This is a genomic window from Labrys miyagiensis, assembly GCF_030160835.1.
Classification (GTDB): Bacteria; Pseudomonadota; Alphaproteobacteria; order Rhizobiales; family Labraceae; genus Labrys; species Labrys miyagiensis.
Window position 1 is genome coordinate 119,455 of sequence record NZ_BSPC01000096.1, and the last position, 18,840, is coordinate 138,294.

An 18,840-nucleotide genomic window follows, 5' to 3' on the forward strand; every position below is an offset into this window, starting at 1 on the left:
GGGGATCCCTCCGTGCCTTCTCCCGCAGGAGCGGCGATGCACGATCTCGAGGTCCGTCTCGCCGCTCTTCCGATCTGGTCCGGGCCGGTCCATATCGAGCCGCTGCCCGGTGGCATGACCAACCGCAATCTGTTGGTCAGCGCGCCGCAGGGCCGCTTCGTGGTGCGCATCGTCGGCGACAACGCGGCGCATGACATCGATCGCTCCGCCGAGCAGGCGGCAACCCGCGCCGCCGCGATGGCCGGCCTCTGCCCCGAGCTGTTCTGGGCAGAACCGGACCTGATGGTCCTGCGCCATGTCGCCGGACATACGCTGGGCAGGGCGAATTTCGAAGACAAGAATACGCTGTCCAAGACGGTCGACTTGCTTCGAAATACTTACAGAAAACTTCCATTGTATTATGAAGGACCGAAGCAGGATCGGCGCCTGATCACAATCCTGGTCCGTTACGCCGATGCACTCACCCGCGGACCCGGTCGCTGGCGCGGGGCTGTCGAGAGCCATCGCCCGCTGCTTTCCATGCTGGCGCCCCGCCTTGCCGACATTCCCCAAGGCTTCGCCCATAATGACGTCCATGGCGACAACCTGATCGACGACGGCAGCAGGCTCTGGCTGGTCGATTGGGAATATGCGGGGCAGGGGCAGCCGCTGGCCGACATCGCCAGCCTCGCCAACAACGCGCTGATGACGGAGAACGCCGCTAACGCCGCCTTGGAGCTCTGGCTTGGGCGTACAGCAAACGATCGGGACCGTGCTTCCTTCGCCGCGATGCGCCTTGCCGCGGCCCTGCGCGATCTCTTCTGGGGGTATGCCCAGGACAGTGCCCAGGAAGGGTCTGGCGACCAGTCACAGACCGATCTCGTTGGCTATATCGGGATCAACGAAGACCGCGTGAAGGTCGCCATCGCCCGCCTGTAACGGACGGAACCTCCTTTGCTGCAGAGCCGAGAAGCTGCCGGTCACAAACCCGCGGCGCCTGTTGTCATGCGCTTCTCGACCGGCAGGGGGAATCAGAAGTTGTATTCATTTGATTGAGCAATCATAAGTATTGATATAATTTTAATTGCGCACCAAAACCATTGCGTGTAATACCTGTGCGTGTATCGGAGTCAAATGTGGCGTATTTCAAGCTAAACCTTTAGTTGTCAAATTTTATTATTGCTATTATAGATTGTTATATTCCAAAATAACTCTGTGAGCGACGATGATGTTGTGTCTTTTAGGTGACATGTCTTTGGCAAAACGATGCGAATACATTCATCGTCGCTGAATCTGCATTGTGTTAAAAAAGCGGCTGAAGCAGTGTCACTCCAACGATTCACCCGATGGGTCGTATCCGGACCGCCGACCTGAGGTTGGGGCCGGGGTCTCGCGCACCGGTCGAAGACGCAAATGTCGCGGCCGCAGTAAAATGTCTTGGAGGTCATCTCATGACGATGAAGTCACTTCTTCTCGGCGCTGCCGCCGGTATCGCCGCCATCGGCGCCGCCCAGGCCGCCGATCTGCCCATGACCAAGGGCGAAGCCGTTGAATATGTGAAGGTCTGCTCGGCCTTCGGCCCGGGCTTCTTCTACATCCCCGGCACCGACACCTGCCTCAAGATCGGCGGCGAAATCCGCGCTGACTATCGCGCGTTCGGTGGCGACCGGCCTGCTTTCACCCCAGGGACGGGCGCTCTGGCGGGTGATACTCTTCTCGAGAAGCACGGTTTCAACCGCAATGACAACCGTTCGGCGTTCAACACTGAGGCCCGCATCTGGTTCGATGCGCGTACGCAGACCGATTACGGCCTGCTGCGCTCCTATTTCCAGATCGACGCTGACTCGCATCCGATCAGCGCCGGCGGCCGCAGCAACGTCTATAACGGCAACACCTTCACCATCGACAAGGCCTTCATCCAGTTCGGCGGCCTGACGGCTGGTTATGCCCACTCGTTCTTCGGCTTCTACGACAACGAGTACGGCGATACCATCTGGGCTCCTTATTATGCTGAGTCCAACACCACCAACCTGATCGCCTACACCGCTCAGTTTGGCGGCGGCTTCAGCGCCACGCTGTCGATCGAAGACGGTCGCGATCATCGTTCCAGCCTCGGCTTGAACAGCTACATCTATGGCGGCCAGCAGGTTCCCGACGTCGTCGGTCAGCTGCGTTATGACGGTGATTGGGGCTCTGTCGCTGCTCAGGCTGCCGGTCATCAGTCCCGCAGTGGTGTTGCTGTCGACGCTTTTGGCAACACGATCGCAGGGCCGCATGCCAACAAGTATGGCTTTGCGGTTGGCGGCACGGTGTTGATCAAGATCCCGGTGATCGACGGCGGCCACTTCATCGTTGAAGGTCAGTATGCTGACGGCGCTACCGATTACCTCGGTGCGGGCAACAGCGTGCTCGGAACCCAGGATGTCTTTATCAAGACCGGCGCAACTCCCAACTTCGAGGAGGGCAAGGGGTGGTCGATCGTCGGCGAACTGGGCGGCAATATAACGCCGGTGCTGAATGCCAACCTGGTGGGCAGCTATATCGACACCAAATATAGCGACCTCTTCGTCGCGGGCCAGGACTTCTCGCTCAAGGAGTTCTCGATTGCGGGCAACCTTACTTATACAATCGTGAAGGGCCTGACGGTCGCTGGCGAAGTGTCTTATACCCGTGTTCAGGCTGATAACGCCGCGACCAACGTTGGCACTGCCGAAGCGCCGGTTCTCGGCGTTAGGGACATCAAGTCCAACATCTGGCAGGCTGGTATCCGCCTCAAGCGGGTGTTCTGATCTAGTCTGAGCCACCTCTAAAGATTGAAGGCCCGGCGAAAGCCGGGCCTTTTCATTGCGTGCCCTGCAATAAGCTCTCCATGAGGCCGCAACGATAACCGAGGGCATTGAGCCTTCAAATCGAATCTCCAGGAACATAAAAGTGCACTCGGGGCCAACGAGTTAATCTGGAATCCGCTCCTACCTGAATGTATTTTGCTTTAGTGTCGGGAGATATCGATCGCGATTGACGAAGGGGCTGTCGGCCCTACCTGCTGGTGCGGGAGTAATCTCCATGCCAGCCGAGGCCGCGTGATGGCAGGCCTTGTTGCCCTGATCCCGAACCGCGCTCTGACGATCCGATAGCTACCCAGATCTCCTGATCCGAGAGGCCGGCGGTCGGGAGTCTGTCAGACTCTCTCGAGGTCAGAGCGGCGGTGACCGGCGTCTCGGTCTTTTCGTTTCAAAACGAGTGAAATCTGTTCCGTTTTTTGGACCGCCCATGTCACTGCCCTGGCGGATCACTGCCCTGGCGGACGCAGGATGGCGCCGGCTGAGTTTGCGACCTCGGTGGTCACACCGTTGCAGCGCAAGACCAGTGCCTGGCCTTGGAAGGATGCGGCGGTCGGGTGTGCCGGCCACTTTCAAGTGCTGTCGGATTGCACGCCGGCAAAGCAGGCCGATTCGAGCACCTCACCCGGTCAGATTCCTCGTCGCGTTTCCGAAATGTGGGCGATGTTGTTCTCGAACGTGCCACAGATTCGGCCCCCGCTTCCCTACTCGATGCCGCAATCGGGCGACGCTTCCACACGGGATGCCTTGTGCGAGTGACGTGTCGGCTACTCCCGACAAAAGCTTCCAAGTGGCCTGCGCCGCCGGGAATTGTGGCGGAATTTGTCTGAAAATCCCCCAAATATGGCTTTCCTCACGCTGAGATCTGCGAATAAGGCGTCTGTGTCTTTTTTGCTACACAACTTTTTCAAAATGCCTCTACTCGGGGTTGCCGAGCACAATCTCTATTGTGCAACCGAGAAGAGTCCGACAATGTTTCTCCAACGACACAGATGATGCGTCGTGTCCGGATTACAAGTTCTGAGTGTGATCGGGGTCTCGCGAGTCGGTCGAAGCACCAAGCGGCGCTCTCGATCAAATAATAACTGTCTTGGAGGTCATCTAATGACGATGAAGTCTCTTCTCCTCGGCGCCGCTGCTGGTATCGCTGCTATCGGCGCTGCCCAGGCTGCCGATCTGCCCATGACCAAGGGCGAAGCTGTCGAGTATGTTAAGGTCTGCTCGACCTTCGGCCCCGGCTTCTTCTACATCCCCGGCAGCGACACCTGCCTCAAGATCGGCGGCGAAATCCGCGCTGATTATCGCGTCTTCGGCGGCGATCGGCCTGGTTTCTATACTATAGCTCCGGTGGCTGGGGGAACAGCGGGCGGTACGTTCTTTACCAAGAACTCTTTCAATCGCAATGACAACCGTTCGGCTTTCAACACCCAGGGCCGCATCTGGTTCGACGCTCGCACCCAGACCGATTGGGGTCTGCTGCGTTCCTACTTCCAGATCAACGCTGACTCCCATCCGATCAGCGCCGGCGGCCGCAGCAACGCCTTCAATGGCAACACCTTCTCCATCGATAAGGCCTTCATCCAGTTCGGTGGCCTGACGGCTGGTTACGCCCACTCGTTCTTCGGCTTCTACGATAACGAGTATGGCGACACCATCTGGGCTCCGTACTACGCTGAATCGAACACGGTGAACCTGATTGCCTACACCGCCCAGTTCGGCGGTGGCTTCAGCGCCACGCTGTCGATCGAAGATGGGCTCGACCATCGCGCGGATGCCTTTGACGGTATAGTTGGTACTGGCACTTTTGTTGCTGGTGGCCAGCAGGTTCCTGACGTCGTCGGTCAGTTGCGCTATGACGCCGATTGGGGATCCTTGGCGCTGCAGGCTGCCGGTCACCAGAACCGCTCTGGCGAGACGGTCGTGGGTGGCGTTGTGGTCGGCCCTGGTGCCGGCGGCATCCCACATGAGAATACGTACGGCTTCGCCGTTGGCGGTACCGTACTGATCAAGATCCCGGTGATCGACGGTGGCCACTTCATCGTTGAAGGTCAGTATGCCGACGCCGCGACCGACTACCTTGGTGCTGGCAACACTGTTCTTGGCAGTTCGGATCTCTTCATCGGCACTGGGGCTGGCCTTCGGTCTGAAAAGGGCAAGGGTTGGTCGATCGTCGGCGAACTCGGTGGCAACATTACTCCGGTGTTGAACGCCAACCTGGTCGCCAGCTACATCGACACGAAGTATGACAATGCCTTCATCAATCCGGTAACCCTTGGTAACGCGAACTTCACGGTCCAGGAGTTCACGGTCGCCGGCAACCTGACCTACACGATTGTGAAGGGGCTGACGGTTGCGGGTGAAATTGCCTACACCCGTGTCGAAGCCAAGAATGCTCTGACCAATCTGACTCCTACTGCGGCGGAGACGACTCCTGCTCTTCGCGACATCAAGTCCAACATCTGGCAGGCTGGTATCCGCCTGAAGCGCACTTTCTGATCGAATCTCGATCGCAAAGTCATGGAAGGCCCGGCGAAAGCCGGGCCTTTTTTTACAAACAAAAAACCCTCTACGTATGGTGGAGGTGTGGAAGAACCTACGCGGTATAAAAAAACCAGTGCTTGGACTGCGAGGTGTCAAAGTATGGAGGTTATGGTGCCTTCTGTTCAGTTATCGCGAGCCGTATGGGCTGTAAGCATCTGACAGGCCGTATGTGGATTGGTCGGAGATGTCCTTCAATAAAGGAGGCCCCGATTGAGATTGTAGCGACAGCTTATAAAGTTAAGCTTGGACCTACCTGACAAGTGCTCGCAATCAGACCCGATGCTCAAATCGGGGAGACCGCCGTTCTCTCGAACAATGCATGCAACGCTTGGGTGAGACGACGTTGAGCCTCTTGCGGATAAATCAATCCGCCTTCGGCATTGCTGAGAAGGTTCATCGTCGCGTTGGCCTCGAAGACTGCGATCTGGCCGTCATCCGTAATATCGAAATCCATGCCAAAGATGTCCAACGGTATGATCTTTGCGATGTCGTCCAGCTTGGCGAGCGCCGAAGCGTCCAGCAGGGCCTGGGGATCGAGTGTCATCCTGTCGGACAGTTCCATCAAATCAGGATGGTTGCGATAGAACTCGACGATGTGATGTTCTCTGCGTCCTCTCACATTCCAATAGCCGTCGTAGTCGATGCGCAAGATCGTCCAGACCTTGTTCACGAATGCAGCGCGTATCCGGCGAAAAAAGCCGTTTTCATGACGTAGATCGACGTAGTTGATCAGGTAGACTTGTTGCTCATCGGTCGCATCGAGCGCTTCGTGCAACTCTTTCCGATCATGAATGAGCCATGTTCCCTTGCCCATCTGCTGGAAGACTGTGCGCAAGATCATAGGATAGTCATAGCGAGACTCGATGTCGTCAATCAGGAGACCACGCAGCGGCTTAGAACTCTGATAGCGAACGATCCGGGGCGCGATGATGCCTTCAACCTTTGCAAACCGCTCGGAGTTTTTCTGGCGGGTGACCTGAGCCACAAGTTTCGGATGATTAAGGACAGGAACGCTGAGTTGGTCGACCAGAGCGCAGACTTCAGCGAACTTACCCTCAACAAGTAATTTCTCCGCATTGACGAAATTGTTCAGGGCCAAGGCCGGACGCGGCAGGTCTTTCAAGGCGTCGGCGACCGTGGGAGAGTCAGGATAGATGGAAAGAAACCGATATCGATCTGCGAACTCTGTCGCCAGTTGTGACGGAAAGTTTCCACTATAATGAAGAAATTCGGTTGATCGCAGCTCTTGAATGACTTCAGGAGCTGGGTTCAAGATGGCTAGAACGAACTTCTGGGAGGCTTGCCTTGGTGACAGAAGGGTGGGGAGTGTCGACGCAAACCTCGCCGTCGAGTTGGCACTTGTCTTGTAGTCCTGTGCCTCGAACGCAAGCGCCGCGCGAAGGGCGTGTAAGTTCGGGCTTTCCTCTTCCGGCCCGAAGTCCTGCGCCAACTCGGTGCGGGCCTTCTCCAACTGTCCGTCCGCGTGAAGCAACTCTGCTCGCTGCGTGCTGAATACAAGGTTTGCGCTGAAGAATGGAGCCGCTGAATTTGAAATGCGTAAAGCTTTCGCTGGTTCATCCAGTGATTTCAATGCCTCGACTGTACTTACAATAGTATCTCTCTGTACGGCATCCGGGACGAGCGCCGATGGCCAGTCGGGCAGTTCGATCTCAGCAGCCAACGCGCCAGCATCCTCTTCTCGCCCCGCCTCGATGAGAAGACCGACCAGATTGTTGAAGTTCCTATAAAGAAGGGCCGTGGTGGTGGGCTTCGACAGACTGCGGCGCAGCAGCGTCTCGGCTCCGGCAAGATCGCCGCTCTGCTCTGTCGCCACGCCCAGCAACCCGAGGATGTCGGCGTCATCGGGATCCTTGATCAGCAAGCCCTTGTAGGCGGTGATTGCCGCCGCGACTTCTCCGCTGCGATGCAATGCGACCGCATCATCCCTGTTCATCCATTGCTCTGCGCCCATCGACATATCTCCTGATCGGCCGGACTCTTAAGAATTCCCATGTGGGGCAGCAAGAAGTTTCCTTGCATTACCCCCTTCGCTGAGCGAGGAATCCTGCTTCAGAAAGACTCGCTTCAGAGGAAGTCGTTGATTTTGGATTGGCCTGCTCACCCTCGTCTGCTTGCACCGCCCGTTGCGATCGGGAACACGCCCTGGCGCCATCTACGGGTCAGCATGGGAGGAATGGAGCACGAGATTCGAATCAAGGAGGAATACCGGAACGCCTTCGGATCCATCAAGGACAGGGTTGCCTGGGCGCTACTTGCCGAAGCCATTGGTTCCGGTTCCCTTGGGCCGCATGGCCACGTGATCGATGCTTCGTCGGGAAATTACGGCATTGCGCTGGCATCGCTGGGCCGCATGCTCGATGTGCAGGTCGATATCGTCGTCTCGGCGGGGACGCCTGCAGCGACTGTCGATCTCATCCGCGCCGCAGGTGCATCAATTCATGTCGCTGAACCTGTGCAAGGGGAGACGCTGCATCAGGGGCGCATCGCGCTTGCAGGCGAGATTGCAGCTCAGACGGGCGCGACCTTTCTCGATCAGTACAACAATCCGGGAAACCCCAACACGCATTATCGATGGACGGCAGCCGAGACCTTTGAGTCCTTCTTGCCCGACGCAATGTTTGTCTCGGCGTCATCGGGGGGAACAGCAGCAGGGATCTCCCGCTATGTGCGGGATCGGAAACTGTCCTTTCCACTGATCGTGGTCGATTCCATTGCCTCGAACATACTTGCCAAGCCGATGAATGAGGGCCGATTGCTCGTTCCCGGTATGGGTTCGAAGCGCCGGACAAGCTTTGTCCCGGAGAGTGGTGATTATCAATTGCTGAGGATCCCGGACAGCCAGGCGCTTGCCTGCTACTCCCTGCTCGAGGCGGGTGCGGGCCTGTCATTGGGCCTGTCGAGTTGCGGGGTCTTGGCCGGTGCCCTGCGCTGGCTGTCTCTTCAGAAGCAGCCCTGCAAGGTCGCCATGCTGGGCGTGGACGGCCGCGGCAAGTATTCGGCTCATGTAGCCGCCTGCCGGCAGAATCCGACTTTGGCAGCCGACATCGAAGCCTATATCCAAACCGACGAAGCAAGCCTCATGGCAATCTCCGGTTTGTGGGAGTAGCGCACGGTGCGTGCGGTGAAAGCGAGCCTCCCACCAGGCGTGCAGCATTGACGAAGATCAGCAGGGCCAGGCGAGCTTCAAGACTCAGATCCATTAACGCAGGCCAGGTTGTCGGCGAGCGAATGTCAGTGCCGTACCTATTTTGACCTATGACAAGTCTGGCATCACCGCCCTTGTTTGCGTGCCTTTTATGCAACTCTGGCTGTGAATATGCCCCGTTTCGATCGGTTTTTGCCGCCATCCATTGAGTCACACCGATTTTTGCCTCATCCTGCCAAGTCTAGGTTGGCGTCTACGTCCGGGAATTCTGAGTCCCAGCCGAGGGGGAGTAATGAAGGCAGGCATCTTCAGCCTTGCTGTCTTGCTGATGGGCTCCTGTGCCGCTGCGGCGCAGAGTTTGCCTGTGGGCAAGGCCGGGCCGGATGAGAAGCTGCAGGCCTGTGTCATGATGGGTGTCGGCTTCTGGGCGTTGCCGGGTAGCGATACCTGCCTGCGGGTCAGCGGCGAGGTGAGGGCGGATTACGTGCTCCAGCACCAGCCCAGCCGCAATGACGATGCCACCGGCTTTTTCACGCGCGCGCAGGTCGGCTTCGATGCGCGCACCAACACCGATTACGGCCTGCTGCGCTCCTATTTCCTGCTCGATGCCTATGTCGGGCCCGGGCAGACGACGAGCTTCGTGGTCGACAAGGCCTATCTGCAGATCGGTGGCCTGACGGCGGGCTACGCGCACAGCTACTTCGGCATTTACGATCTCGACTACGCCAATGATCTTCTGCAGCCCTATTTCGGCTATGCGGCGACCACCAATCTACTTGCCTATACGCTGGAATTCGGCAATGGCCTCTCGGCGACCTTGTCGATTGAGGACGCCCGCGGCACGCATAGCAGCCTGTTCGACACCTTCGGTTTTCCGAGCAATGTGGTTTCGTCCGGTGGATCCGTGGTGCCCGATATCGTCGGCAATCTGCGCTACGACGCCGATTGGGGCGAGGCCTCCGTGTTCGCGGCTGCACACCAGATCCGTTATCCGGCGCCGTCCAAGCCCCTGGGCGGCTCCGATTATGGCTACGCCTTCGGCGGTGCGCTCGGCCTCAACATACCCGTGCTTTCCGGCGGACATATCGTGGCCGAGGGCACCTATGCGAACGGTGCGTCCTCCTATCTCGGTTGGCAGCAGCTCGACGCGGCCTTCGACCGCTTCAACGACAGGACGGATCTCGGCAATGGCTGGACGGCGACGGGCGAGTTCGGTCTCAATTTGACGCCCGCCCTTACGGTGAACCTGCTCGGCAGCTATCTCGACTACAGCGCCGCGAGTGTCGACACGCGCATCTTCGTTCCCCAGGCGCCCGACATCCAGGGCTGGGTGGCCGGCGGCAATGCCGTCTATGCCGTCACACGCGGCCTCTCTTTCGGGGCGGAGGCCTATTACTCCTCCTACCGCGGCAAGGGCGGCCAGGGCTTCTTCGCCTTTGAAGAGGAGCAGAAGGGCTGGACGGGCGTGCTGCGGGTGCGGCGCACCTTCTGACGGGGGCCAGGCGGTTACCGCCCTTCGCCGCGGCGCAGGTCCGAGTCGATCAGCAGCGCGCTCTTGTCGCCGAGCCTCGAGCGGTAGACCTGCACATTCTCGAGCACGCGCTGCACATAATTGCGCGTCTCCATATAGGGAATACGCTCCACCCAATCGATGGGATCGACTTTGGGGTCGCGCGGATCGCCATAGGTTTTCACCCAATCGGCGACCTTGGACGGACCGGCATTATAGGCCGCGAAGGTCATGATGTAGGAGCCGCGGAAGCGGTCGATCAGTTCGCCCAGATGCGCCTCGCCGATCATGGCGTTGTAGGCCGGGTCGGTGGCGAGGCGCTTGGGGTCGAAGGCCATGCCGGCGGCCTTGGCGGTGGCCCTGGCGGTGGAAGGCATCATCTGCATCAGGCCGCGGGCGCCGGCGCCGCTCACGACATCATGCCCGAATTCGCTTTCCTGCCGGGCGATGCCATAGACCACGGCGCGTTCGACATTGCCCGAGCCCTGGTAGCCGGGAATGGCGCCGGTCGGAAAGGCGATCGCGTCGAGCGGCAGGCCGCGCTGCGTTGCCGATTTGCCGACGCCCAGCGCCGCCTTGGCGTCACGATTGGCGAGGGCGAGCTGGCCGAGCAGGCTGAGCTGCTGGGTGTCCTGCAGGCCCTTGCCCATGTCGCTGACGAGCGAACGGGCATAATTGCGCTCGTCCATGGCGTAGAGCTGGGTGATGGCGCGTATGGCCGTGAGGTTGCTGAAGGCCGCCCGCGTGGCCGCCGAGGCTTCCGGCACGGTGCGAAGATCCAGTGTTCGTATGCCCAGACGCGCCCGGGCGATCTGGCCGTAGTAGGTGATCGGGTAGCGCGCGGCGAGCTGGTAGAAGCGCGTGGCGGCGCCCTTGTCCCCCAGCGCTTCGGCCGCGCGGCCTTGCCAATAGGCGCCGCGCGAGATGCTGATCGGCCGCTGCGACTGTGCGCTGAGAGTGGAGAAATGGCGCGCTGCGGTGCGGGCATCGCCCAGGAAACGCAGGGCGATCCAGCCGCAGTGGAATTCGGCTTCCATGCGCGTGTTGTCGCTCTCGGCCGTATAGCCGGCCACCACCGCATAGGCGGTGCGGAAATCGCCCTGGTCGAGCAGGGCGCGTGCCACCAGACGCCGTTCCGTCCACCATGCGTCCGGCCGCACCAGGGACGTAGCGTCGCGCGGGGCGCGCCCCAGCAGCGCCGCCGCGTCCTTGTCCTTGTCCAGGCGGCGCAGATAACTCACCTTGGCGAAGACATAGGCGGGGTCGCTCGATGCATTGGAAGCGAGCAGGGTGCCGGCATTGCCGGCTCCCCTGGCTACGGCGATACGCACCTTGGCGAGCGCCACGACATCGCTGCCCGCGCGGGCGGCCACGCGCAGCCCGTCACTGTAATTGCCGTCATAGATCAGGCGGTCGGCCCGGAATTTATGGTCGGCACGCGAGAGCAGGTTGCCATAGGTCCTGATGATGTCGGATTCGAGCTGGCCGGAGAGCGCGTTGTTGCGGTAGGCATCGCGGATCAGGGCCGTGGCGCCACCCTGGTCGCCCGAGCGCAGCAGCACGGAAGCGAGCACCACCTTGCCCTCGTCGGTCTCGGGCGGGGAGGAGGCGAAGAAGGCCCTGATCGTGCCGGCATCGGCGCCATCATTGTAGAGTGCTTCCTCGGCGCGCCGGCGCAGCAGTCCGTTCCCGGGCCAGCTTGGATAGCCCGCCAGGAAAGCATTGATGCGCTGGAAGCCAACCTGCCGCGAGGTGTTGCGGAGGGCAATCCACTCCGCCGTGGCGCGGCTGGCAGGATCGTCCAGGGAGTGGGCGAGACCGTCGCCGCCGGCAAGATCGCCGCGTTCATAGGCATCGATGGCCTGACGAAGCGTCTGGAGCTGTGGTGCGACGGGCGAAGCGGCGCCGATCGAGCCGGTGATATCGCTGTCGGTGCTGATGAGCGTGGCGGGCGAACGGCTCAGCGTCGCATCGCCGGGCGGGGTGAGGGGGGCGGCGACAGCCCCCGTCAGCACGGCAACAAACAGGGATGTTCCACTCAAAAACCGCACGAGCATTGCCGCCATGCCAACCCAGGAATTCCAGACTGGCTATTCTCGCGTCTCCTCATTGAGGAAGCGTGAATTACTCCATCGTAATGCCACACTCTCGCCATCACACAGGCGGGAGAAAATAGCGATTTTCATGACCTGATAACGGCGGATTCGCGATTCACGGCCTAATTTTACAGCTCTCAGGGCGGACGCACTTCATTAACCAGATGGATGCGAAAATCCTGGGCTCGAAACCGGGTATTTTCAGCCGAGAATCCGCCCTCCCGCTCTTTTCGCGGCTGATACGCTCGTATATGTCTGGCCAGCGACGGTGTTGCGACGAAGCTGTCCGTCACCTAAAGCGTTTTTGCGATTCGACGGCATCGTCAAGAATCGCAAAGACGCGTCGAAACAGAGAGTTAGAGTAAACAGCGTTTCTCGAAAACGCGTTTTGCTCTGGCGGTTGCGGAGTTGAGATCATGTCGAAGGCCAAGTTCAGAGGTTCGCTCACCGCGCTGGTGACGCCGTTTCGTGACGGCGCTCTGGACGAGAAAGGCTTCCGCGACCTGATTGACTGGCAGATTGCCGAGGGCACCAGCGGCCTCGTGCCGGTGGGCACCACGGGCGAGAGCCCGACGCTGAGCCATGCCGAGCATCGCCGGGCGGTCGAGATCTGCATCTCCCAGGCCAGGGGCCGGGTTCCTGTCATCGCCGGCGCCGGCTCCAACAACACGGTTGAGGCAATCGACCTCGCCAGGCATGCCGAGAAGGCCGGCGCCGATGCGGTGCTGGTGGTCACGCCCTATTACAACAAGCCGACCCAGGAAGGGCTCTACCAGCACTTCAAGGCGGTGAACGATGCCATCAACATCCCGATCTTCATCTACAACATCCCCCCGCGCTCGGTGGTGGACATGTCGGTGGAGACGATGAAGCGCCTGTTCGAGCTGAAGAACATCGTCGGCGTCAAGGACGCGACCGGCAATCTCGCCCGCGTCTCCCAACAGCGCCGTGAGCTTGGCCCGGATTTCATCCAGCTGTCGGGTGAGGACATGACGGCGCTCGCCTTCAACGCCGCCGGTGGACAGGGCTGCATCTCCGTGGTCTCCAACATTGCGCCGCGCCTGTGCGCCCAGCTGCAGGACGCCACCCTGCGCGGCGATTATGCCGCGGCCCTTGAAATTCAGGACCGGTTGATCCCACTTCATGGTGCCACCTTCCTCGAGCCCGGCCTCGCCGGCGCCAAATGCGGCTTGGCCCTTCTGGGCCGCGTGAAGGAGGAAGTCCGCCTGCCACTGCTGCCGGTCACCGAGGGTGCCCGTGGCCAGATCCGGCAGGCCATGGTCCATGCAGGCCTCCTGAACTGAGGCTCTGTTGAGCTGAAAGCGAGAGACACGTGTCCGAAAAGAAAGGCGCCCAGAAGATGGTCGCCGATAACCGCAAGGCGCGGTTCCATTACGAATTGCTCGATACCTTCGAGGCTGGCATCGTGCTGGCTGGGACGGAGGTCAAATCCCTGCGTCTCGGCAAGGCGACGATTGGCGAATCCTATGCCGGGCCGTCGGGCGACGACCTGCTGCTGTTCAATGCCGACATCCCGGAATATCTGCAGGCCAACCGCTTCAACCACGAGCGCAAGCGCCCGCGCAAATTGCTGCTGCACCGGCGCCAGATCGCCAAGCTGATCGGGGCCGTGCAGCGCGACGGCCTTACCATCGTGCCGACCAAGCTTTATTTCAACGAGCAGGGCAGGGCGAAGATCGAGCTTGCCCTGGCCCGCGGCAAGACCATGGGCGACAAGCGCGAAACCGAGAAGAAGCGCGACTGGCAGCGCGAGAAAGGCCGCCTGCTGCGCGACAAGGGCTGATCGCCGAGCAGATTCCGGAAAAGCGTCTCGCAATTTCCTGACAAAAATCCTAGACAAAACAAAGTATTAAGGGATCTTAAGGAACAAGTTCTTCAAACACGATGCTTGTGTGCCTCTCCTGTTCCCTGAACACCGGCTTGCCGATCCGCCGCCTTCTCGGCGCCCTACGCAAACGCTCTCGTTCCCACGCCTTGTCAGGCTGGGTTGATGAAGAGAAACCGGGCGATGGCGGCTGCGGAGCAGCCGTGAAAGCATAGATCATGGAAGATGGCAGGCCGCATTGTCGGCCAGACGCCATCGCCCTGTTCCGGCTGCCGGGCACGCTGACAAGGCGCGCAAGGCCACCTGTTTTTCCGCCTGAGAAGGCGGAGGCGGGCCAAGGCGGATGGCACGGACCATCCGGACCCAGGCACGCCGGCTCGGCAAAGGGGCCTAGCGTTTCCATCCGGCCGGACGGAGGCATGAGCCGTCTTCACCGCATCGGCGGGAGATGGGACGAAGGCGTTGGCGGGCTGTTGCCCGTCCCGCTCCATCCCGGGATCTTTGATCGCGTGGTCCTGCCATCGCGAGGCACTTCCATGGTGTGCCGATCCCGTCTGTCCCGCTCGTCACCCCCCGGAAGCCGGCTTCAAGAGAAGCAGGACCGCCGTGCGCCTATCGCTCAGGATAGGCTGTCGGGGTGGATGGAGGGTTCGGAGCCGGGTCGTTCCTTCGCCGGCTGCTGACGCCTCGTTCCAAGACGGATGAGAACACGGGAAGGAACAAAAATCAATATTTGTTCTTTTTTCTCCCCCGCACTTCAACGAGTATGACGCTTCGGCGGAGGCACTCTCCTGCGATCCCAGGGATCCCCAGATTGGCTGGCTGGCGCCAACTATATTTTTGGTTCTTGCGCTTCGATTCGAGAGTAAAACGCGCCGATCACTCGATTCTCTCACGGAGCTGCCGATGTACCAGCCCCCTCATTTCCGCGAAGAACGCCCGGAAGTGCTGCATGCCCTCATGCGCACCCACCCGCTGGCGACCCTGGTGACGCTGGCCGATGGCCGGCTCGACGCCAACCACATTCCGATGTTGCTGGACGCTGACCGGGGCCCGCAAGGCACGTTGCTCGCCCATATAGCGCGGGCCAACGATCTGGCGCGCAAGCATGACCCCGAGACAGAGGTGCTGGTGATCTTCCAGGGTGTCGAGGGCTATATCACGCCGAGCTGGTATGAGACCAAGCGTGAGACGGGCAAGGTGGTGCCGACCTGGAACTACGTCACCGTACATGCGCATGGGCGGCTCAGGATCCTCGACGATCCGGCCTGGCTGCGGGCGCAGATCACCGCGCTCACCAACACCCAAGAGGCGAGCCGCTTCCTGCCCTGGCATGTCGACGATGCGCCCGAGGCGTTCCTGCAGGCGCAGATCAAGGGCATTGTCGGTCTGGAGATCGAGATCGCCAGCCTGGAGGGCAAGTGGAAGGTCAGTCAGAACCGGCCGGAGGCCGACCGGGACGGCGTCCATGCCGGCCTGTCGGAACGGGGCGATCTGGCAATGGCGGACCTGGTGAAGCGCGCCTCGGAGGGCTGACGGCCGTTCAGGCGGGCAGGAGGCCCCGGATGGTCTGGAACACGTCCCTGAACATCTGGGTCGTCAGCCGGCCGGTGTTCGTGTTGTAGCGTGAGCAGTGATAGCTATCCACGAGGATGAGCTTACCGATCCTGTGCTGGGCGTGATGGGCGAAACGGTAGCGCGCCGGTCTCTCGCCGAGGGCCGTGACCACGCTGTCATGGCCTATCTTGCCGAGCGCCAGGATGACCTTGAGCCCCTCCATCTCCTCGATGGTGTGGGTGAGGAACGGCCGGCAGGCGGCAATCTCGCTGCCTACAGGCTTGTTTTCCGGGGGCACGCAGCGCACCGCATTGGTGATGCGGCAATCGATGAGTTCCAGCCCATCATCCGGCCGCTCGTCATAGGTGCCGGTGGCAAAGCCGAAATCACCCAGCGTTTCATAGAGGAGGTCGCCCGCCCAGTCGCCCGTGAAGGGACGGCCGGTGCGATTGGCTCCCTGCAGGCCGGGCGCTAGCCCCGCGATCAGCAGGCGCGCGGTCATTGAACCGAAGCTCGGCACGGGGGCATTGTGCCAGCCCGGCTCCTTGGCCCGCCAATGCAGGCGGAAGGCAACGAGACGGTCGCAAAGCGGGCAGTCTCGGCCAGGCTCGGTTGTCGATGGGACAGGCATCGGAAACTTATCTTGCGTTATGAGGTAGGAAGAACTGCAACTGATGTGTTGAAACGCCAAACCGGAGCGAATTACAAGGCTGCGTCAGTGTGTTTTCAACCGCCCTTGCAACAGTGTCCAACGCTTTGGACCTTTGCGTGCGGCGGGCAGTTCTTTGGGCGGATTTCAGAGGCACTCAGTCCATGTCGATCTCCACGTCACCAACAGAGCCGGACGCCTTGGTGGCTTCGCGTGCCTCGACCTATGTCGAACTCCACGGAGGGTTCGGCAATCAGCTTTTCCAAGCCGCCGCCGGTATGGCAATCGCCGCCCGCGCCGGCAATGAGCTTCATTTCGATGTCGTTCAGTTGCTCCGAGACCGGCAGCGCCAATATGAGCTCAGCCGGTTTCCCCACGGTGCGAAGGTCGGCGTTTTCCCTTCGGCCGACCCGCATTGGCAAGGCAAACGCTTTGTCGAATCCGTTTTTCACTATGATCAAGCCGTGGAGGCCTTGTCGGGCGAGATGTTGCTGCGCGGCTATTTCCAGTCGCCGCGTTATTTTTCCGGGATCGAGGACAGGATCAGGGCGGTCTTCGACCTCGATCCGCTGGTCGGAGACGACGTCAGGAGCCGCGCCGCGACGCTCGAAGCGAACGACGCCATCTCAGTGCATGTGAGGCGAGGAGACTACGTGTCGAATCCCGAGGCGCTTGCACTTCATGGCCGCCTCGATGCCGCCTATTACCGCAACGCCATCTCGCTGATCCGTCGCGCCTGTCCTGGGGTGCCCCTGTTGGTCTTCTCAGACGAACCCTCCGCCATCGGCAATGTCCTGGAGGGATTGGGGCCATGGCAGATAGCGCGCGGGGCCTCTCATTTCGAGGACATGTATCTGATGCAGCATTGCCGGCACCATGTCATCGCCAACAGCACCTTCAGCTGGTGGGGAGCCTGGTTGGGCCAGCATGAGGGCGGCATGACGGTAGCGCCACGCAACTGGTTCGCGCGGGAGACGATGCTCTCGACCTATTGCGGTGATCTCCATCCCGAGGGGTGGATTCTTCTGTGAGGGAGGGCCGACAATCCGGTCAGCCCACGACGTGCACCCGAGGGCGCTTCACTCCTCGTCGCCCTGATTGCCGGCGCCCGCGGCCATGAAGCCGGGCGTCTGTCCGGCGAAGCCCTGCTGTGCCGGCTGGCGCGGGGCGCCGGCGCCGGCGGGGTAGTTCGGGCCGGACTGGTTGCGCACGGCCCGTTCGGAGGGGTCCCGGCCGATCTTGCTCTGCAAGGTGACGAGGTCGACGAATTCGTCGGCCTGGCGGCGCAGTTCGTCGGCCACCATGGGCGGCTGGGTGGAGACGGTCGAGACCACCGAGACGCGGACACCCTTGCGCTGCATGGCTTCCACCAGCGAACGGAAATCGCCGTCACCGGAGAACAGGATCATGTGCGAGATGTGATCGGCCAGCTCCATCGCATCGATGGCTAGCTCGATATCCATGTTGCCCTTGACCTTGCGGCGGCCGGTGGAATCCACGAATTCCTTGGTCGGCTTGGTGACGACCGCATAACCGTTATAGTCCAGCCAGTCGATCAGCGGACGGATGGAGGAGTACTCCTGATCCTCAACCAAAGCGGTGTAATAGAAGGCTCGGACGAGATAACCGCGGCTATGGTATTCCTTGAGCATCTTCCGATAGTCGATATCAAACCCCAAGCTTTTCGCTGTGGCGTAAAGGTTGGCGCCATCGATAAAGAGGGCGATGCGTTCCTGGATGTTGTTCATTCTTCTGCCAGTCAGGGTTCGTTGTGCTAAAGCCGGCTTCTGAAGCATAGCGAAAATTTGTGTCTAAATTTAAGTTTAGTATTGAGCGCCGAGATAACATAAAGCGCGTGCTTCGTGTCTAATCCCAACGAAAAGCCAGCAACGACAAGCTTAAGCTTGTCGCAATCCGCTTGTGCCTAGGACGGTATAGAAAGTCAAGTCTGCGATCTGTGTCGCTACATTGGCGTTCTTCAGCCAGGAACATGTTTGGTTTATTGCAATATCGAGACGTGAAGGCTCGTTATTGTGCTGTCTCCTCCGAAAGTCTTGCTCGGTGCGGTGAAGCTTATGGTGACAATCATATCATGGTTCCGCGATAGGGGTTGCAGAAAGTTCCGGCTCGGTGTAGTTGGCGCGCTTGATCCCAAAACACGGTACAGAAAGGCTTCGCCATGGCCCGCGTCACGGTGGAAGATTGCATCGACAAGGTCGAGAACCGCTTCGAGCTGGTTCTGCTCGCCAGCCATCGTGCGCGCATGATTGCGGGCGGTGCGGCGCTGACCATCGAGCGCGATCGTGATAAAAATCCCGTTGTGGCTCTGCGCGAGATTGCGGACGAGACGCTCACGCCGGATGATCTGAAGGAAGACCTCATCCACTCGATGCAGAAATATGTCGAGGTGGACGAGCCCGAATCGGATCCTGCCGCGCTCGCCGCCAGCGATTCCGACGACAACATCGCCTTCGACCGCATGTCCGAAGAGGACCTGCTGCGCGGCCTGGAGGGTCTGGTGCCCCCGGCCAATAACGGTTCGGACGACGAAGAGTAAGCTCTTCGCCCTTCCAGACAAGATTAAGCGGGTCGGCGATGCCGGCCCGCTTTTCTTTTGTGCACTGCCCGTATTGAATAGGGCCGTGGCTGGCCATGG

General features: G+C 60.3%; 14 protein-coding genes. 10 read left to right on the top strand and 4 right to left on the bottom strand.

Going from position 1 to position 18,840, the window contains the following annotated elements; all coding sequences use genetic code 11:
• Positions 1 to 36: 36 nt before the first annotated feature.
• From QQL24_RS35765 to QQL24_RS35775, 3 genes are all read left to right on the top strand, one after another.
• A complete protein-coding gene (locus tag QQL24_RS35765) occupies positions 37 to 918 on the top strand; it encodes a choline/ethanolamine kinase family protein (protein ID WP_284317097.1) in 882 nt (293 codons plus the stop codon).
• Between the two features lie 512 nt (positions 919 to 1,430).
• Complete coding sequence (locus tag QQL24_RS35770; protein ID WP_284317098.1) at positions 1,431 to 2,768, top strand: porin; 1,338 nt, start codon at positions 1,431 to 1,433, stop codon at positions 2,766 to 2,768.
• 1,155 nt (positions 2,769 to 3,923) lie between these two features.
• Entirely contained in the window at positions 3,924 to 5,315 is a 1,392-nt protein-coding gene (locus QQL24_RS35775) for a porin (protein WP_284317099.1), read from the top strand.
• A gap of 328 nt (positions 5,316 to 5,643) precedes the next feature.
• Here the strand turns inward: QQL24_RS35775 and QQL24_RS35780 are convergent, their stop codons facing one another.
• Positions 5,644 to 7,332: a hypothetical protein gene (locus tag QQL24_RS35780; protein WP_284317100.1), complete on the bottom strand. Its 1,689-nt coding sequence runs from the start codon at positions 7,330 to 7,332 to the stop codon at positions 5,644 to 5,646.
• A gap of 39 nt (positions 7,333 to 7,371) precedes the next feature.
• Between QQL24_RS35780 and QQL24_RS35785 the strand changes: the two genes are divergently transcribed.
• Both QQL24_RS35785 and QQL24_RS35790 read left to right on the top strand, forming a co-directional pair.
• A complete protein-coding gene (locus QQL24_RS35785) occupies positions 7,372 to 8,487 on the top strand; it encodes a PLP-dependent cysteine synthase family protein (RefSeq protein ID WP_284317101.1) in 1,116 nt (371 codons plus the stop codon).
• A gap of 331 nt (positions 8,488 to 8,818) precedes the next feature.
• Positions 8,819 to 10,018 carry a porin gene (locus QQL24_RS35790; protein WP_284317102.1) on the top strand — a complete coding sequence of 400 codons (1,200 nt, stop codon included), beginning with the start codon at positions 8,819 to 8,821 and terminating at the stop codon, positions 10,016 to 10,018.
• Between the two features lie 14 nt (positions 10,019 to 10,032).
• On the opposite strand, the gene QQL24_RS35795 is transcribed toward QQL24_RS35790, so the two are convergent.
• On the bottom strand, positions 10,033 to 12,102 hold the full coding sequence (locus tag QQL24_RS35795) for a lytic transglycosylase domain-containing protein (protein ID WP_284317103.1): 2,070 nt from the start codon (positions 12,100 to 12,102) through the stop codon (positions 10,033 to 10,035).
• 446 nt (positions 12,103 to 12,548) lie between these two features.
• On the opposite strand from QQL24_RS35795, the gene dapA reads away from it, so the two are divergent.
• The 3 genes from dapA to QQL24_RS35810 all read left to right on the top strand — a co-directional run bounded on the left by dapA (position 12,549) and on the right by QQL24_RS35810 (position 15,514).
• Positions 12,549 to 13,436 (top strand): 4-hydroxy-tetrahydrodipicolinate synthase, encoded by an 888-nt coding sequence (gene dapA / locus QQL24_RS35800; RefSeq protein WP_431310814.1) that lies wholly within the window; start codon positions 12,549 to 12,551, stop codon positions 13,434 to 13,436.
• 29 nt (positions 13,437 to 13,465) lie between these two features.
• Positions 13,466 to 13,936 carry an SsrA-binding protein SmpB gene (gene smpB / locus QQL24_RS35805; protein ID WP_284317104.1) on the top strand — a complete coding sequence of 157 codons (471 nt, stop codon included), beginning with the start codon at positions 13,466 to 13,468 and terminating at the stop codon, positions 13,934 to 13,936.
• 948 nt (positions 13,937 to 14,884) lie between these two features.
• Entirely contained in the window at positions 14,885 to 15,514 is a 630-nt protein-coding gene (locus QQL24_RS35810) for an FMN-binding negative transcriptional regulator (RefSeq protein ID WP_284317105.1), read from the top strand.
• A 7-nt stretch (positions 15,515 to 15,521) separates the two neighbouring features.
• On the opposite strand, the gene QQL24_RS35815 is transcribed toward QQL24_RS35810, so the two are convergent.
• The gene (locus tag QQL24_RS35815) at positions 15,522 to 16,166 is read right to left on the bottom strand and encodes a uracil-DNA glycosylase (RefSeq protein WP_284317106.1); all 645 of its coding nucleotides are present in this window, start codon (positions 16,164 to 16,166) and stop codon (positions 15,522 to 15,524) included.
• A gap of 182 nt (positions 16,167 to 16,348) precedes the next feature.
• Here QQL24_RS35815 and QQL24_RS35820 point away from each other — a divergent pair, with 182 nt between their 5' ends.
• Positions 16,349 to 17,215 (top strand): alpha-1,2-fucosyltransferase, encoded by an 867-nt coding sequence (locus QQL24_RS35820; protein WP_284317107.1) that lies wholly within the window; start codon positions 16,349 to 16,351, stop codon positions 17,213 to 17,215.
• 48 nt (positions 17,216 to 17,263) lie between these two features.
• Here QQL24_RS35820 and QQL24_RS35825 read toward each other — a convergent pair whose 3' ends face one another.
• Positions 17,264 to 17,932: a LabA-like NYN domain-containing protein gene (locus tag QQL24_RS35825; RefSeq protein ID WP_284317108.1), complete on the bottom strand. Its 669-nt coding sequence runs from the start codon at positions 17,930 to 17,932 to the stop codon at positions 17,264 to 17,266.
• A gap of 431 nt (positions 17,933 to 18,363) precedes the next feature.
• On the opposite strand from QQL24_RS35825, the gene rpoZ reads away from it, so the two are divergent.
• A complete protein-coding gene (rpoZ, locus tag QQL24_RS35830; protein WP_284317109.1) occupies positions 18,364 to 18,741 on the top strand; it encodes a DNA-directed RNA polymerase subunit omega in 378 nt (125 codons plus the stop codon).
• Positions 18,742 to 18,840 lie beyond the last annotated feature (99 nt).

Bases quoted from the DNA above. Each gene is read 5' to 3' on its own strand.
- QQL24_RS35785 (WP_284317101.1), top strand. From the start codon at position 7,372: ATGTGGGGCAGCAAGAAGTTTCCTTGCATTACCCCCTTCGCTGAGCGA.
- QQL24_RS35820 (WP_284317107.1), top strand. From the start codon at position 16,349: ATGTCGATCTCCACGTCACCAACAGAGCCGGACGCCTTGGTGGCTTCG.
- rpoZ (WP_284317109.1), top strand. From the start codon at position 18,364: ATGGCCCGCGTCACGGTGGAAGATTGCATCGACAAGGTCGAGAACCGC.
- QQL24_RS35790 (WP_284317102.1), top strand. From the start codon at position 8,819: ATGAAGGCAGGCATCTTCAGCCTTGCTGTCTTGCTGATGGGCTCCTGT.
- QQL24_RS35775 (WP_284317099.1), top strand. From the start codon at position 3,924: ATGACGATGAAGTCTCTTCTCCTCGGCGCCGCTGCTGGTATCGCTGCT.
- QQL24_RS35810 (WP_284317105.1), top strand. From the start codon at position 14,885: ATGTACCAGCCCCCTCATTTCCGCGAAGAACGCCCGGAAGTGCTGCAT.
- QQL24_RS35815 (WP_284317106.1), bottom strand. From the start codon at position 16,166: ATGCCTGTCCCATCGACAACCGAGCCTGGCCGAGACTGCCCGCTTTGC.
- dapA (WP_431310814.1), top strand. From the start codon at position 12,549: ATGTCGAAGGCCAAGTTCAGAGGTTCGCTCACCGCGCTGGTGACGCCG.
- QQL24_RS35770 (WP_284317098.1), top strand. From the start codon at position 1,431: ATGACGATGAAGTCACTTCTTCTCGGCGCTGCCGCCGGTATCGCCGCC.
- QQL24_RS35795 (WP_284317103.1), bottom strand. From the start codon at position 12,102: ATGGCGGCAATGCTCGTGCGGTTTTTGAGTGGAACATCCCTGTTTGTT.
- QQL24_RS35765 (WP_284317097.1), top strand. From the start codon at position 37: ATGCACGATCTCGAGGTCCGTCTCGCCGCTCTTCCGATCTGGTCCGGG.
- QQL24_RS35780 (WP_284317100.1), bottom strand. From the start codon at position 7,332: ATGGGCGCAGAGCAATGGATGAACAGGGATGATGCGGTCGCATTGCAT.
- QQL24_RS35825 (WP_284317108.1), bottom strand. From the start codon at position 17,932: ATGAACAACATCCAGGAACGCATCGCCCTCTTTATCGATGGCGCCAAC.